12 protein-coding genes are annotated in these 14,236 nt (G+C 49.2%); 4 read left to right on the top strand and 8 right to left on the bottom strand.

Going from position 1 to position 14,236, the window contains the following annotated elements; translation table 11 throughout:
• Positions 1–22: 22 nt before the first annotated feature.
• Together AB432_RS29480 and AB432_RS29470 are read left to right on the top strand one after the other, a co-directional pair.
• Positions 23–1,087 carry a glycosyl hydrolase family 18 protein gene (locus tag AB432_RS29480; protein WP_048035333.1) on the top strand — a complete coding sequence of 355 codons (1,065 nt, stop codon included), beginning with the start codon at positions 23–25 and terminating at the stop codon, positions 1,085–1,087.
• Positions 1,088–1,525: 438 nt separating this feature from the next.
• Entirely contained in the window at positions 1,526–2,359 is an 834-nt protein-coding gene (locus AB432_RS29470) for an undecaprenyl-diphosphate phosphatase (protein WP_048035999.1), read from the top strand.
• Between the two features lie 43 nt (positions 2,360–2,402).
• Here the strand turns inward: AB432_RS29470 and AB432_RS29465 are convergent, their stop codons facing one another.
• From AB432_RS29465 to efeO, 8 genes are all read right to left on the bottom strand, one after another.
• Positions 2,403–2,870 carry an OsmC family protein gene (locus AB432_RS29465; protein WP_048035332.1) on the bottom strand — a complete coding sequence of 156 codons (468 nt, stop codon included), beginning with the start codon at positions 2,868–2,870 and terminating at the stop codon, positions 2,403–2,405.
• 179 nt (positions 2,871–3,049) lie between these two features.
• A complete protein-coding gene (locus tag AB432_RS29460; protein ID WP_048035331.1) occupies positions 3,050–4,738 on the bottom strand; it encodes a hypothetical protein in 1,689 nt (562 codons plus the stop codon).
• Between the two features lie 27 nt (positions 4,739–4,765).
• Positions 4,766–5,206 carry a divergent PAP2 family protein gene (locus AB432_RS29455; protein ID WP_048035330.1) on the bottom strand — a complete coding sequence of 147 codons (441 nt, stop codon included), beginning with the start codon at positions 5,204–5,206 and terminating at the stop codon, positions 4,766–4,768.
• 23 nt (positions 5,207–5,229) lie between these two features.
• On the bottom strand, positions 5,230–5,586 hold the full coding sequence (locus AB432_RS29450) for an SMR family transporter (RefSeq protein ID WP_048035329.1): 357 nt from the start codon (positions 5,584–5,586) through the stop codon (positions 5,230–5,232).
• A gap of 227 nt (positions 5,587–5,813) precedes the next feature.
• Complete coding sequence (locus AB432_RS29445) at positions 5,814–6,743, bottom strand: decaprenyl-phosphate phosphoribosyltransferase (protein ID WP_048035328.1); 930 nt, start codon at positions 6,741–6,743, stop codon at positions 5,814–5,816.
• 223 nt (positions 6,744–6,966) lie between these two features.
• Complete coding sequence (locus AB432_RS29440; protein ID WP_048035327.1) at positions 6,967–8,751, bottom strand: FTR1 family iron permease; 1,785 nt, start codon at positions 8,749–8,751, stop codon at positions 6,967–6,969.
• Between the two features lie 27 nt (positions 8,752–8,778).
• The gene (gene efeB, locus AB432_RS29435; RefSeq protein WP_048035326.1) at positions 8,779–10,056 is read right to left on the bottom strand and encodes an iron uptake transporter deferrochelatase/peroxidase subunit; all 1,278 of its coding nucleotides are present in this window, start codon (positions 10,054–10,056) and stop codon (positions 8,779–8,781) included.
• Between the two features lie 4 nt (positions 10,057–10,060).
• The gene (gene efeO / locus AB432_RS29430; protein ID WP_048035325.1) at positions 10,061–10,960 is read right to left on the bottom strand and encodes an iron uptake system protein EfeO; all 900 of its coding nucleotides are present in this window, start codon (positions 10,958–10,960) and stop codon (positions 10,061–10,063) included.
• A 370-nt stretch (positions 10,961–11,330) separates the two neighbouring features.
• Here efeO and AB432_RS29425 point away from each other — a divergent pair, with 370 nt between their 5' ends.
• Entirely contained in the window at positions 11,331–12,119 is a 789-nt protein-coding gene (locus AB432_RS29425) for an HAD-IIA family hydrolase (protein ID WP_048035324.1), read from the top strand.
• 21 nt (positions 12,120–12,140) lie between these two features.
• Complete coding sequence (locus tag AB432_RS29420; protein ID WP_048035323.1) at positions 12,141–14,222, top strand: glycerophosphodiester phosphodiesterase family protein; 2,082 nt, start codon at positions 12,141–12,143, stop codon at positions 14,220–14,222.
• Positions 14,223–14,236: the final 14 nt, after the last annotated feature.

Below are 14,236 nucleotides of genomic sequence, written 5' to 3'. Positions count from 1 at the left end.
AAACAAGGGGGATCCGTGTAAGGTGTCAAACATCAAGAAACGATCGATCATTTTGACTGCTCTTCTGATAGTAGTGTGTATCACCCTCGTGTGGTACATGATGAAATGGAATGATACTGAAAACTTGGAGATTGTAGATGCTGCCAACAAAACGACGGAATTGTCTGCCTGGGTAGTAGACTGGCAGTGGGAATCCGGCTTGGAGGATTTCCGCAGGATGACGGATGGCTTGTCCAGTGTGCAAGTCTTCGCGGCGTATTTTGATGAAAATGACAAGCTACATTTTACAGACCGCATGACCAAGGCGATGCCTGAGATCAAGGAAGCCTCGAAGCAGGGCAGCTATGTCGATCTCGATTTGACCATTGTGAATGATCGTCTTAACCGTGATGGTACGCAGATTCAAAAGGACCCGTCGATTGTCAGCAGGCTCATGGCGACAGAAGATAGCCGTACCAAGCACATTATGGAGATCAAGAATGCCGTGATCCAGAATGGCTTTCATGGTTTGGAAATCGATTATGAGAGAATTGACGAGAAAGACTGGGACAACTTCCTTACTTTTATCCATACCTTGTACCAGCAAATGGAGCAGGAGGAAAAGTCGCTTCGCATCGTATTGGAGCCGCGCGCGCCGATTGAAGAGTTGGCATTGCCAAAGGGGCCTACTTACGTCATGATGGCGTATAATTTGTACGGTATGAATACAGAGCCAGGTCCCAAAGCCGATCATGCATTTATTGAGGAGCTTGCCCAGCGCATGCAAAAAGTGCCGAGTGACAAAATCATGGCCCTTTCTGTAGGTGGATTTGATTGGGCTTCTGATGGAAAAGTGACGGCTGTGACGGAAAAACAGGCAGCAGACTTTGCTATCTCCAGCATCGAGCCGCCAAAGCGGGATAAAGCAAGTGGCAGTTTGTACTTCGACTATATGGGTGAAGACGGACAAAAGCACACAGTTTGGTATGCGGATGAAGAGACACTGTCTCAATGGGTTGCAGTTGCGAAGAAGGCGGGCATCGAGAAAATCGCGCTTTGGCGACTAGGTGACATGGGGGAAGGGACATTGCAATATGTGAACCGGTAGGGGCTTTTGGTGGGGGAAGAAGCGAATTTCAAGTCTACGCTTCGGCCTACGCCCCGCAAGGGGTATGACTGTCCGCTTCGGAATAAATGGTGGGAGCGCTTCAAACGTAGAAGTTTCGAGGATGTCCTTCATAAGTGAAGCTGAAATTCCCCGCCATTTATTCCGAAGCTGGGGCGGGCTCCAGAGGCGCTTGGACTGGAAATTCGCTTCTTCCTGCGCAGCTTTTCGATTCACATCTTGTAGAGTTAAATGAATAAAGAAAAACATGAGGGCTTTCACTGTGGGAAATCCCATCAATAATTTACTAGAATGTTTTTCTATCACAATGTAACTTTGTACCGGAGATGAACGTTATAATGCTAGAAGCAGTAGTCTGCTCTTTTACAGGGTGGCTGCTGCATATTGATTTTGGACATCATTCATAGGAGCGTGGAATTTTTGGGTCTCTGGGAAGCTTTTGTCGCGATTGTGCTGGGGCTAGTAGAAGGTTTGACTGAGTTTGCCCCTGTTTCCTCTACGGGTCACATGATCATTGTTGATGACTTTTTGTTCCAAACGAAGGAGATGTTTTCACCAGAAGTGGCGAACACCTTCAAGATTGTCATTCAGCTCGGCTCGATTTTGGCTGTTGTCGTTTTGATGTGGGATCGGTTCATGAGCTTGCTCGGCCTCAACAGACTGGCTGGTAAGCGTGAGGTTCAGGCAGGACCTCGGCTGAATTTGGCTACGGTCATTGTCGGTTTGATTCCGGCGGGGATTCTGGGTGTTTTGTTTGACGACTACATCGATGAGTATTTGTTCTCGACGAAGACCGTGGTAATCGGTCTGGTGCTGGGCGCTCTGCTCATGTTGGCTGCGGATTGGTTCCGACCAAAGCGTGCCAAGATCGAGTCGGTTGACCAAATTACGTACAAGCAAGCGTTTCTGGTCGGACTTATTCAATGCTTCTCCCTGTGGCCTGGCTTTTCCCGTTCGGGTTCCACGATCTCGGGGGGCGTACTGTTGGGTATGAGCCATCGGGCGGCGGCAGACTTCACGTTTATTATGGCTGTGCCGATCATGGCGGGCGCAAGCTTTTTGTCGCTGTTGAAGCGTTGGGATGCGATTACGATGGACAGCATTCCGTTTTTCGTCGTCGGTTTTATTAGCGCGTTTGTGTTCGCGCTTCTGTCGATCCGTTTCTTCCTGAAGCTGATCAATCGCATTAAGCTGACACCGTTTGCGATTTACCGTTTGGTGCTGGCAGCGGTCATTTACTTTGTGTTTATGTAAAAATCAAAAATACGACAAAGGCTCCCAATAGGGAGCCTTATTTTTAATCATTCGCCTTTATCTCGCTCGGCTTTTCAATAACAATTCCGTTTAACTTAAGGGTAACAGGATTCGCAATCGTATCTCCAACCGGGCATGTCTGTTCCAAAAACTCCACAAAAGACTCTACTTGCTCTCTAGGAGCATCGGTTTTGATATGAAAGGTGTATCGAATCTCGGAATACCCGCGTCGAACATCAGATTTGTTCATGAAGCCATCTGTATCGAGATCGCCTTCGACTTCTACCCAAAAATCGTCGAGTTGAATAGAAAACTTCCTGGCATATACTCTGGCAACGATAGATTGGCATGCGCCTAATGCGGAGAGTACCAGTTCAACCGGGTTCATCCCAGTATCCGTTCCCCCCAAGCTTTTCGGTTCATCGATGGTTATCTCGAAATTTCTGGAACTGGCCTTCACAACCATTCCCTTTTGTAGATGTGCAGTTGCTTTGAATGTTTCAACAGGCATGATGCACACTCCCTTCTGGATAATCAACACAAGTAAACTTTACCATAGTCTTCCAGAAACCATTATGAAAATTTTTACATTTGTGCAATCTGATGTCTCGTCCACTACACAAACTTAAAAATAAAAAAGGGGCTGTCTCAAATGTCGATTTCCCGACTTAGAGACGCCCTTTCTATCTTTTATTTCAACAGGTAAACCGCACGCGTAGTTATAAATCCTTTGACTTCTTCGCCTTTATCCAGCTTTTGCTCAACGAAAGGAATGCCAGCTTCTTGCAGACGTACTTTCACCGCATTGAAATGGTGGAAGTCTACGACCAGCGTTTTGTTGCTTGCCTTAAGCTCTTCAAGCTGCTTTTTCACAAACGCATTGGCGCCAGATTGTCCAATGATATGAGAAGCATTTACCATCACCATATTGGCGAGTAAGATGACGACCAAAACCTTGCCCGCATGGCGGAAAAAGCCCTTCTGGAGATCCCAAACTGCCAGCGCAATCAAGAGTGGAATCACCCAAAGCTGCGGAACATAGCGCGCCCACCAGCTTTCCGGATTAATGAGCACAGTCACGAAGAGCGCCAGACTGATCCACAAGAAAGGTGCCGCTTTTTTTCGATGAGTCCCCAAAAGCAAGGCGACGAGAATCAGGCATGTGACAATCATAGCTCCTCCGAAAAGCGGTCCGAATCCGGCTACACGCACGTCAGGAGAGTAGAACACGGCGAGCTCTTTCCCTGTGACCGTAAATGGCACTTTCCATGTAGGGCTATGGGGAGTTGCGATGTTTTCCGATTTGGAAAATAAGGAAATAGCCAGATTTTCTATGCTCGTATTGTCTTTGAAGCCATGCGGGCTGTTCGAGGTCATGATATCAACGGCGCCTTTACCCGCCAACGGATAAAACGGATGTCCCTTTGCTAGCGTGTTGGTGACATACGGATTGTACCCAACAACCCCTACCGTGATAACCAGACTAACCGAAAGCCACACGAGCATGCTCTTGATGTGCTGACGGCGATCGTAGAAAAAGAAGAGCACGAGAATCGCCAAGCCGAGCAATCCGGCATACCCCAATGCCGTGAATTTGATCTGTGCCAGCAGCATGAGTGTTGCGCACAGCGCTAGTAGCGTCCAAACATGGTAGCGCTTATACAGCAGATAGCCGAGAGCGCAGATGATGAGCACGAGTGACCCGAGCTGTCCGTCAATATAGAAGGAAGTTGATTGCGTGATCACCGCTGGATTGAACGCTGCGAGCAGGGCGAAGGCAATCGCAGTCCCTTTTTTCTCTGGGAAAGCGGTCTGGATGGCAGCGAGTGTCAGGAAAAAGGACGATGCAATCAACAACAGGTTAAATATTTTGCTAACCTCGATCTGACCAGTCAGTTTATACATGACGGCATCGAGCATCCAAGGACCTTTGGCGTAATGATTGATCCACAGGTGAAAGGCCGAGAGAACCTCTCTATTATCCATCTCCTCCACTTCTTTTGAACCAGGAGGCTTGAGGATAGGCTGGTCATGAACCGGATTCCAGCCTTCGGTTATCTTCACGATTGCTTCTTGATGATACGTTTGTCCGTCAAAAGAGAGATCAAACGTATTGGCGCTGATAGAGTAGCTGATGCCTGACACAATCGCCAGTCCAGCCAACAGGGAGAAAAACCAGGCCCGACGACGTGAACTTACGAAGACTGACACCATCCCGCCCATCGCCGCCAAAGCCGCAACGAGGCCAATCCAAAAGCTGGCGGCCGTCACGGATACGCCGAATAAAAATAAAACCGATGTGCTAAGCACAATCGTAGCCATAAACAATAGCAAAGCCGTCCCGAGCAGGAACGAGTACGTAGCTGTACGGTTATTCATGAACATAATCTCCTGTCTACGAATCTACTAGCCAATGAGGTTAGGGAGGTTCGCTGCCAGCAGATGCAATATGGTCGCAAGCAGTACCCCGAGCACCAGCCCCCCGGCAATTTCCCATCTGGTATGTCCCATGCTTTCGCGCAAAGGTTTGGTGGGAAACACGTCCGGATGTTCCTTTGCGAGCTTGTTGAGTGCTTCTGCATGTTTTCCTACCGCTCTGCGCAATCCAGTCGCATCGATGATCACAATAAACGTCACAGCCACACCCAGCCCGAATGCAGGATGAGTAAAGCCTTCCTGCAAACCAATCAAAAACACAGTTGTGACCATAACAGTTGTGTGCGTGCTGGGAAACCCGCCGTTCCCGACCATTTCTTTGGCCCGGGACCCAAAACGGAGGTAATTAATCAAAAATTTGGTTATTCCGGACACAAGCCAGCCGATGAACGGCGCTACTGCATATAACATGGTAAAACTCCTCTACATGATGATTACGACTGGGAAATGACGACGACGCCCACAACGATAATCGCCAGACCGACAATACGTGTAAGGGACAATGGTTCGTTGAAGACCAAGAAGGACAGCACAGCTACCAACACGTATCCGAGTGCTGCCATGGGATAAGCATAGGAGAGCTGCACCTTTTCCAGCGCAGCAATCCAGATAAACGCAGAAAGTCCGTAAAGCGCAAGTCCCACCATAATCGGCAGGTTCGTGAAATAGTGCAGGAACTTCAGTAGCAGCATGTCATTGTTGCTGGTGAGCGAGGATGCGCCCATCTTCATCGCGACTTGTCCACACGCACTGAGGACCACGGAAATGATGATTAGAACAATTGATGGCATAGCCTGATCCACAACCTATCTGTGCAAGTAACTTCCTACTTAAAAACACGTTCAAAAAGCTGGCTTTTCAGCACCGAGAAGATGGCGAGAACCGAACGAAGGAGGAGCGCAGTGTAGGTAAACTACATGAGCACCGGACTTCGGAGGTGAACGCCATCTTCGTTGTCGAAATAGCTTTTTAGACTACTTCGTGATCAAAAGACAACTTTTTGAACTTCCTTATAACCTTATTTAAATTCAAATACGTAAATAATCCCGGCCACCATGACAACATACAGGAACACCGTAATGAGAATCGGCTTGTCCTGCAACAAAACTTTTTCCGGACTGCCGCCCTGGCCTGCGACGGTGATCAAATACAGGTAACGGAAAATACCAAAGATCACGAGCGGAATGGTCCACATCAAGTGAATCGTGCGTCCAGATGTAAAAGTGAACAAGGAATAGCTGATGATCGTCATGGTCGTCACAATCGTATTCAACTGATTCAACAGCTCGGAGGAATAACTGTCGAGCACTTTGCGATGCGTTCCTTTATCCTGCTGCAACAAAATCAGCTCGTGGCGACGTTTGCTGATGGCCAAAAACAGCGCGAGCAGCATCGTACAGAGCAAAAACCACGGGGTGAACGGCGTTTGGATCATCAGACTTCCACCGATGGCACGCAAAACAAAACCGGCTGAAATAATCATGACGTCCAGAATGACCACATGCTTCAGCTTCAACGAGTAAGCGACATTGAGCACAAAGTAAACGAGCAGTACGAGCGCGAATAATCGGTCAAAGTAATAAGCACTGAAAAGGGAACCCAGTAGTAAAAACGCACCGAATGCCAATGCGAGCGCTGGAGGCAATGCACCAGAAGCCATGGGCCGGAACTGTTTTTCCGGGTGATTTCGGTCATTTTTGATATCGACAAAATCATTGAGGATGTAGACACAGCCAGATACAAAACAAAACAGCAGGAAGGCCAGCACTGATTTTCCAATGACATCCGGACTTACTTTGTGCAAGGAAAATAGCAAGGCAGCAAAGACAAGCAGGTTTTTCGTCCATTGATGTGGACGAAGCTGCTTCACTAATAGGTAGACCATATTTTGTCGAACGCGTGGCGTTGTTTTGACGTCAACTTTAACAGAATTTGATGTTGCCCCCATATCTAACTCCTATCCTAGTATCGAATCTCGTACCTTCTAATGACGAAAAATGTAAAAAGAAGGTTACACCTGTAATATGGTAACATAACTTGTCCCATAAATATTTAACGATAACAGAAAAAATGTGAACTTGCGATAAAGAATGATTGCCAAAAATAATATCGGGGTTTACAAGAAAACGCAGCCCTCATGAAGGAGCTGCGTTTTTCAGGTTTTCTCTCTTTTAGTTTACCCGCGGAATCGGAGTGGCTGCTTTTTTCCGCGAATACAGGAACAAATTGACGAGAACGATCACGAGTATGATCAATTGCGGGATCGTCGTTTCCCAGCTCGCGTAAATGCCGAGAGTTGGTGCATACAACAAGTAATCGCTGCTGTGTGCAGATAAGCTTCCGGTCACCTGTAAAGCATGGATGCTGACGCCAACGAATTTAAACGCCATGTAGTAGAGCAAGAGACTGGCTACAAAAAAGAACGGACGAACCGGAATGCGTGCACTGAGCTTGATGATGACCAAACCAATCACGGCTAGGACGACAAGTGCGCTCAAAATGCCAATCACTAGGTCTGTCATGGAGATTGTAGCGGCCATCCCCATATAAAAGATAATCGTTTCTGCCCCTTCGCGGGCGACAGCGAGAAAGGCAGTGAATGAGAGTGACAACAGAGCTCCTTTTGCCAAAGAAGAGCCGATAGATTTCTCGACAAACTGATTCCATGCCTGCAAATTGGACTTCTTATGCAACCAGGCACCAATCGTCACCATAAAGAAGACGGCAATCAGTCCAGTTACTCCCTCAATCGTTTCTCGCGAGTTACCTGTGGAGAGGTTAGAGAAAACGAAACTGAGGATGACGGCAAGAATGGCGGAAACTACGATCCCGGCAATGGACCCAGACCAAATCCATTTGCGCTTGTCGGCATTGCCTGACTTGTTCAGGACAGTGAGCAGGGAGACGATGATCAAGATAGCCTCCAGTCCTTCGCGGAACAAGATGAGTCCCGCATCCCAAGCGGTGTACGAGGACGTTGTCGCAAACGGCGCCAGCTCTGTCTTCATTTCCGCTAGATGAGCCGTGGCCTTTTCCCATTGCGGGGGATTGGACAGGATGAGTGTCGGGATGGCGACCATCTTGGCTTCGATGCTGCTGTAGGTAGCTTGCGATTTCGTCATGACCACGCCTTCCACAGAGGGCCAAGCGGTGATAAAGGTCTCCATTTTGTCCGAAGCAGCGGTTGCATCCTGATTGGCGATATCTGTTTCTACCGAGGCAAGGAGTTCCAGGAGAGACGAGATGGACGGCTGCTCAGTAGAAGCATTCGTAGCTGCCTGTTGGCCTGCTTTTCCTGACAAATAATTGTCAACGGTAGTAATGAGTGCCTGTACTTTCTCTGCGCTCTTTTTAGGGTCGGGTGGTTCTGTATTCAAGGCAATGCGTGCACTGCTGATTTTGATTTCCATATCCCCGTAGATTGCGGCATTTTCCGCTCGTACAAGACCCTCTGCCTTGTACCAGCCGGTGACGAAGCTGTTGTACGATTGCTTGGCTTTCGTCAGATCGCCTTCCGTGATGGCTGTCATGCTGTTTTGCAAGAGAGGTAGCAATGCCGCAATTTGCTTGTGCGCGCGTTCTTTTGGCTGACCGCCTTCTTCTTTGGATGAGACGTAACGATCCGTTGCTTTTGCCAGATTGGAGATGGCTGCTTTTGCAGTGTCAGGATTCGCCTTCGCTTGGGCAAGGGCTTGTTCTGCTTCCACGATTGCTTGCGTCAATGCTTGTGCATCTGCGGAGGTTTCTTCCGAATTGCCCTCCCAGATGCTCTTCATACTGCTGATCGCTTTAGCTGCTTCTTCCCAGTTGTTATCTCCACTGCTAATCAGGGCATCGCTAGAGAGGGCGATTATTTGCTTGAGCTGCTCTGGCACCAGCGGCGCGGCTACAGCAGCAGACAGAGCAGATGTCCATAGCAGCATGCAGGTACAAATGATAAACAGATAGCGTTTCAAGGTGTTCACTCCATCCCTGGTAGTTGGTTAAAATAGTGTGTCCCCGATGTATCCGCCCTCACTTGCACCAGGAAGACAGGCGTACAAACCACTGCCAACATGGGTGATATATTCATTGAGCAGGTCGACGGATGCGAGCCTTTGTTGCATCGGAATGAATTGCTTGCGCGGATCACGATTGAAGCAAATGAACAAAAGCCCAGCATCGAGCTGACCAGTTTTGAGATCCATTCCACTCGAATAGGAGTAACCGCGCCGCAAAATTTTCACCTTGCCCTCCATATGGGCCAAGGCGACATGGGAATCCACAGGAATAACGGGTTTGCCCTTGGCATCCTTGCGATCCAGCTCCAGCTCGTCGAACTCATTTGCTTTGCCAAGCGGAGCTCCGGTTAAACGGTGACGGCCAAACGTATTCTCCTGATCGGTGAGGGTGGAGCGATCCCACACCTCGATCCGCATGCGGATTCGACGCATGACCATGTAGCTTCCGCCTGCCATCCACGCGGGACTTTCAGCAGTGTTAGCCCAGACGACTTCATTTGCGGTAGCGGGATCGTTCACCTGCGGATTGTTCGTGCCATCCTTGAAGCCCATCAGATTTCGCGGTGTGGAGCCAGTCGGGTCGGATGCGCTGGTACGCTGGAAGCCTTCCTGTAGCCAGTGGAGGACAGCTTTGCCTCGAGCGATCCGGGCCAAGTTCCGCAGGGCATGGAAGGCGACCTGTGGATCGTTGGCACAGACTTGCACGACAATGTCGCCACCCGACCATTCCTTTCGCATTTCATCACTGTTGAAACGAGGTAAATCGACCAAAGGAGCTGGGCGTTTGGCTGTAAGGCCAAAGCGCTCATCAAAGAAGGAAGCACCAAGCCCAAATGTGATCGTTAATTTCATTGGGCGCAGGCCCATGGCTTCCCCAGTGTCGACAGGAGGAAGAAGGGTGTTATCGCTCTCTTCATCGACATTTTTGCCGGCAGTCAAGCGTGCTGCTGCCTGCGTCCAGCTTTGAAACAAGGTGCGGACATCCCCTAGCGAGGTCGTCGTCAAATCAAAAGCACCCATGCAGATAAAATCCTGCATAGGTGTAATGATCCCGGACTGATGCTTGCCATAAAAGGGAATGACCTCATCTGCACCGGTCGGAGTGGCACTTGTCTGCTCATTTTTAGGAGAGGAGGATAAAAGGCTATTGACCCCAGTCGCCCCCAACAGCAGTCCAATCCCCCCGACACCAGCCAACTTCAGAGCTTCTCGACGTGTGAATTTGTTCGCTGTGGTGTTTGCGAGATGCTTGTCATTCATCTTGTTAGCCTCCTACGATCGTACCCATTTTGGACAATGGTTCAGCCAATGCATCGAGGGACTGACTCAGTTTTTTCACCTGGTCTTCCTTCAATTCCGTGTACAGCACATAGCCGTCGCCTTTGCGGTATGGTGCGAGTGCTTTATCCAAATCAGCGAAGCGAGCTTCAATTTCATTAGCAAGAGCAGAGTCTTTCGCTGTAACAGCAGGCTTCAATACTTTGTAAATTTCGTGAGCGCCTTCCACGTTCGCAGCGAAATCGTACAAGTCCGTATGGGAATAGCGTTCTTCCTCGCCAGTCACCTTGCTTGTCGATACCTCGTTCAAGAGCTCGACCGCACCCGTTACCAGCATAGGCACATCGATTTCGACGCTCTCTACTTTTACGCGGAGCTGCTTCACATCTTGCAGCAGTTGATCCGCGACTTTTCCTTGGTCAGCAACCGATTTGGTTTCCCAGAGTGCTTTCTCCAATTTATGATAGCCGCGCCATTCGTTATCAGGCACATCGCCTTCGCGAGCATCGATCCACGGGTCAAAATCGCCGAGAGATTCTGCGATAGGTTCGATTCTCTCAAAGTACGCACGGGCTGGAGCATACTCCTTTTTCGCTTTTTCCATATCGCCTGCTTTGACGGCGGTGGTGAAGCTTTCTGTTGCTTTTACGAATTGGTCGGTTTGGTCGACGACCCATTTTCGGTATTGATCAATAGAAGCTTGCAGCTCAGGAGAAGGAGCAGAAGCAGTGCTCGCTGACGCAGACTGATCAGCAGCGGCAGGCTTGTCAGGCTGAGCGGCTTCTGGTTTTTTCTCTTCGGTTTGTGTTTGTGCGTTTCCGCAAGCGGCGAGCAAGGAAGAGCTGAGAACAACTGCGGCGATTGGATAACCCCATTTTTGAATCATGAAAAGACATCCCTTCATATGATATGAGTGTATAATTATATGATTATATTTCGATAATGAATATCATTATCATCCACAAAGAATTTTACTCTTTCTTAGACAGTTTGCAATCTTTTTTTGGCATCAATCACTTGGTTAGTTTTGGCGTTGTTCACATAAAACCAAAAGTAGCTCAACAATCCCTTAACAATGTCTTGTTATGATCGATCTATCAACCAAATGAATAACGTCTGTAAGTGGGTCGAGACGTGGAGAAAGCCCTCATACAGCAATAGATTCGAAAAAGACCGTTCGATCGGTTTGTTTCTTTGTGCTATTGCCGTGTATGAGGGCTTTTTGTGTTTTCGAATGAAAGGAGCGAGCAGGGGATTTGCTAGATACAGATAGGTACGATGCGTATTTTTTTGATTTGGATGGAACGATTTTTCTCGGGAATGAACTGCTTCCTGGGGTGGAAAAGACACTTGCCGCGCTGCGGGAGAAGCAGAAAAAAATCATGTTTTTGACCAATACGACGGTACAGACAAGAACAGCTTGTCAGACTCGCCTCCAGAAGCTCGGATTGGCTGCTCGGCGGGAAGAAATCATGACGGCTGCCTATGCGGCGGGATTGTATCTTCAAGAAAATGCGGAGCAAGCGCGTGTCCTGATCATTGGGGAGCCTGCCTTGGAGGAAGAGATTGCGAGCTTTCATATAAAGCAGGTGCAAGATGCGGAGGAAGCAACGCATGTATTGGTTGGAATGGACCGTGCATTTACGTATGAAAAGCTGCAACAGGCTGCTGACGCTGTGCGAAACGGAGCACACCTGATCGTAGCGAACCCCGATCCGCTATGTCCGGTGCCAGGGGGAGCTATTCCTGATACATGGGCGTTGGCGAGAGCGATTGAAACGGCTGGTGGAGCCTCTGTCTGGGCGATGACTGGCAAGCCGTCCCGGTACTACGCCGATCAGGTTTTTCAACAGCTCCAAGTGCAGCCAGAAAGATGCGTCATGGTGGGTGACCGTTTGGAAACAGACATTTTACTTGGGAAAAACAGCGGCATGAAAACGGCGCTGGTCATGACAGGTGTGACAACCAGCCGCGAACTGGAAGCCACAGAGATTCAGCCAGATTACATCCTTCCGACGATGGAAGCCATGGTGCAAGTCGAGTAGGAAAACGAGGAGGCATGGGAGATGGAGTTGGGAAAGAGCAGCAAAAAGTGGTTGTGGTCACTAATGGCAGCAAGTCTGGTGACAGGCAGTATGCCGTCCGTGATGGCACAAAGCGCGGTGAGCAAAACCTTGCTCATCACAGAAGTTGTCAATGATCCTCTCTTTGATGAAAGCACAGGCGAGTTTATCGAAATCACCAATATCTCCGACGATCCGATTGATTTGAGTGGATACATGATCGGCGACGAGGAAAAGCGTGGAGGAAATGAAGGGATGCATGCGTTTCCGGAAGGCACCATGATTGATCCTTACCAGACGATTGTCATTTCCCGCTATGCTGACGGAATCGTGGAACGCCATGACGTCACGCCTGATTTTGAATTGTTCGATTCCATGGAGGACGTCCCTGAGCTATTGCCGACAGATTGGGCGACAGGCAGCATTTATTTGGCGAATGGCGGCGACCACGTCATTTTGATGGACCCTGAGTACAATGTGGTGGATTCGATGGCTTATATGGATGCGAAGGTTCCGGGAGTTACCTCTCATCCGGGAGTAGCTGGCGGACACTCGATGGAACGCCTGACGGAAAAGGATACGAATGATGCGTCCAGAGATTTTGTCGATCAGCCCAAGCCGACCCCTGGTGAGTTGTTGTTTGGACCGAATGCCCGAAAAGACAAGATTCCGGTCTCTGATCTGAAGGAAGACGTGCTGATTGTCCCTGAACCTAAGACGGGAATTGTCCTTCCGCCGACGGTGATTGCCATGTACGACAAGAAGTCCGAGATCGATGCGATTCTGGAAGCAGAAGCGTCGTCCATTTTTATTCCGGTGAAAAAATCCGGGAAGAACGGAGTCGTCACTCAGGATGGCACATCACTGGACGAGGTACTGGAGCAGATCAAGGGCAAGGCGATCCCGGTGATTCATATCGAGGACAAGAAATTGGTAGCGGAGGTCGACCGCCTGCTCCAGAAAGAGAACCTCACTGATGTGCACATTGTGTCTTCCCGACCGGAAATCGTCCAAGAGATGCGGGAGAAAAACAATGAATACCGTGGTGCCCTCGTGTATATCGACGGCAAGCTGAACGAAAAGAAGCAAAAGGAGCTCGTGCGCTCAGCCAGGAGCAGTCGTTCCAATGTGATCGTTCTCTCGCAAACGGCGATGACGGAGGATGTCATTCGCTACTTCCGCAATCGCGGGTTGTCCGTGTGGGGAATTGATCGGGCGAACAAGAGCCAAGCGAGTGAAATGATCGAGATGGGTGTGGCGGGGGTTGTCTCACACGATCCAAAAGAGGTACATGAGCTGCTTAATGCATACCCGGAGAAAAGCATCACGCAACCTCCGATGGTGATGGCGCATCGAGGTATTCCTTCCTTAAAGCCGGAAAACACGATGTACGCCTTTGAAGAAGCGATGGAGCTGGGTGTGGAAATTATCGAGACAGACGTTCACAAAACAAAGGATGGCCACCTTGTCCTGATCCACGACTTTGATCTGGAGCGTACGACCAACGGTACAGGGAAGGTAAAGGATTTCACGCTGAAGGAACTGCGCGAATTGAACGCGAACAAGCTCGATCCAGCAAATCCTTCCTGGTACCAGCCTGAGATTACCGATGCTGTCATCCCTACTATGGATGAACTGCTGGAAGCGGCCAAGGGCAAAGCGGTGCTCATTCTGGAAGCAAAGGGGATTGGGTACGAAAAGGAAATGGCGAAGGCTATCAAGGAGCACGACATGGTTGAAGATGTAATTGTCAGCAGCTTCAGCTCAGAAGTATTGGAGCGTTTCGCCAAGCTCAATCCGGAATTGGGACTGGGCTTTACCTTGAGCGGGACCAAGCCAAAGGAACAGCTGGAACAGTATGCCGAAAAGCAGGTAACAGACGCGGTTCAACTGAATGCCCAATACTTTATCAACCATCAGATTGTCACGCCAGAGCTAATTCGTTTTGCCAAGCATCGGGGAATCATTTTGACCGTGTATACCGTTAACGAGGAAGCAGATATGAAGCGGGCAACCGAGGCGGGAGTCGGCGGGATTATTACCGACTATGCACAGAAACTTTACAATGACCAAATATTACCTTAGTAAGCAATTGTTAT

This window comes from Brevibacillus brevis, from assembly GCF_001039275.2.
GTDB classification, from domain to species: Bacteria; Bacillota; Bacilli; order Brevibacillales; family Brevibacillaceae; genus Brevibacillus; species Brevibacillus brevis_C.
The sequence above is the reverse complement of the archived record's forward strand: the minus strand, read 5'-3'. Positions and strand labels throughout refer to the sequence as shown.

What these genes read in the sequence shown, in the direction of transcription:
- AB432_RS29465 (WP_048035332.1), bottom strand. Translation starts at nt 2,870, where the DNA reads ATGCCTGTTGAAACATTCAAAGCAACTGCACATCTACAAAAGGGAATG.
- AB432_RS29460 (WP_048035331.1), bottom strand. Translation starts at nt 4,738, where the DNA reads ATGAATAACCGTACAGCTACGTACTCGTTCCTGCTCGGGACGGCTTTG.
- AB432_RS29455 (WP_048035330.1), bottom strand. Translation starts at nt 5,206, where the DNA reads ATGTTATATGCAGTAGCGCCGTTCATCGGCTGGCTTGTGTCCGGAATA.
- AB432_RS29450 (WP_048035329.1), bottom strand. Translation starts at nt 5,586, where the DNA reads ATGCCATCAATTGTTCTAATCATCATTTCCGTGGTCCTCAGTGCGTGT.
- AB432_RS29445 (WP_048035328.1), bottom strand. Translation starts at nt 6,743, where the DNA reads ATGGGGGCAACATCAAATTCTGTTAAAGTTGACGTCAAAACAACGCCA.
- efeB (WP_048035326.1), bottom strand. Translation starts at nt 10,056, where the DNA reads ATGAATGACAAGCATCTCGCAAACACCACAGCGAACAAATTCACACGT.
- efeO (WP_048035325.1), bottom strand. Translation starts at nt 10,960, where the DNA reads ATGATTCAAAAATGGGGTTATCCAATCGCCGCAGTTGTTCTCAGCTCT.
- AB432_RS29420 (WP_048035323.1), top strand. Translation starts at nt 12,141, where the DNA reads ATGGAGTTGGGAAAGAGCAGCAAAAAGTGGTTGTGGTCACTAATGGCA.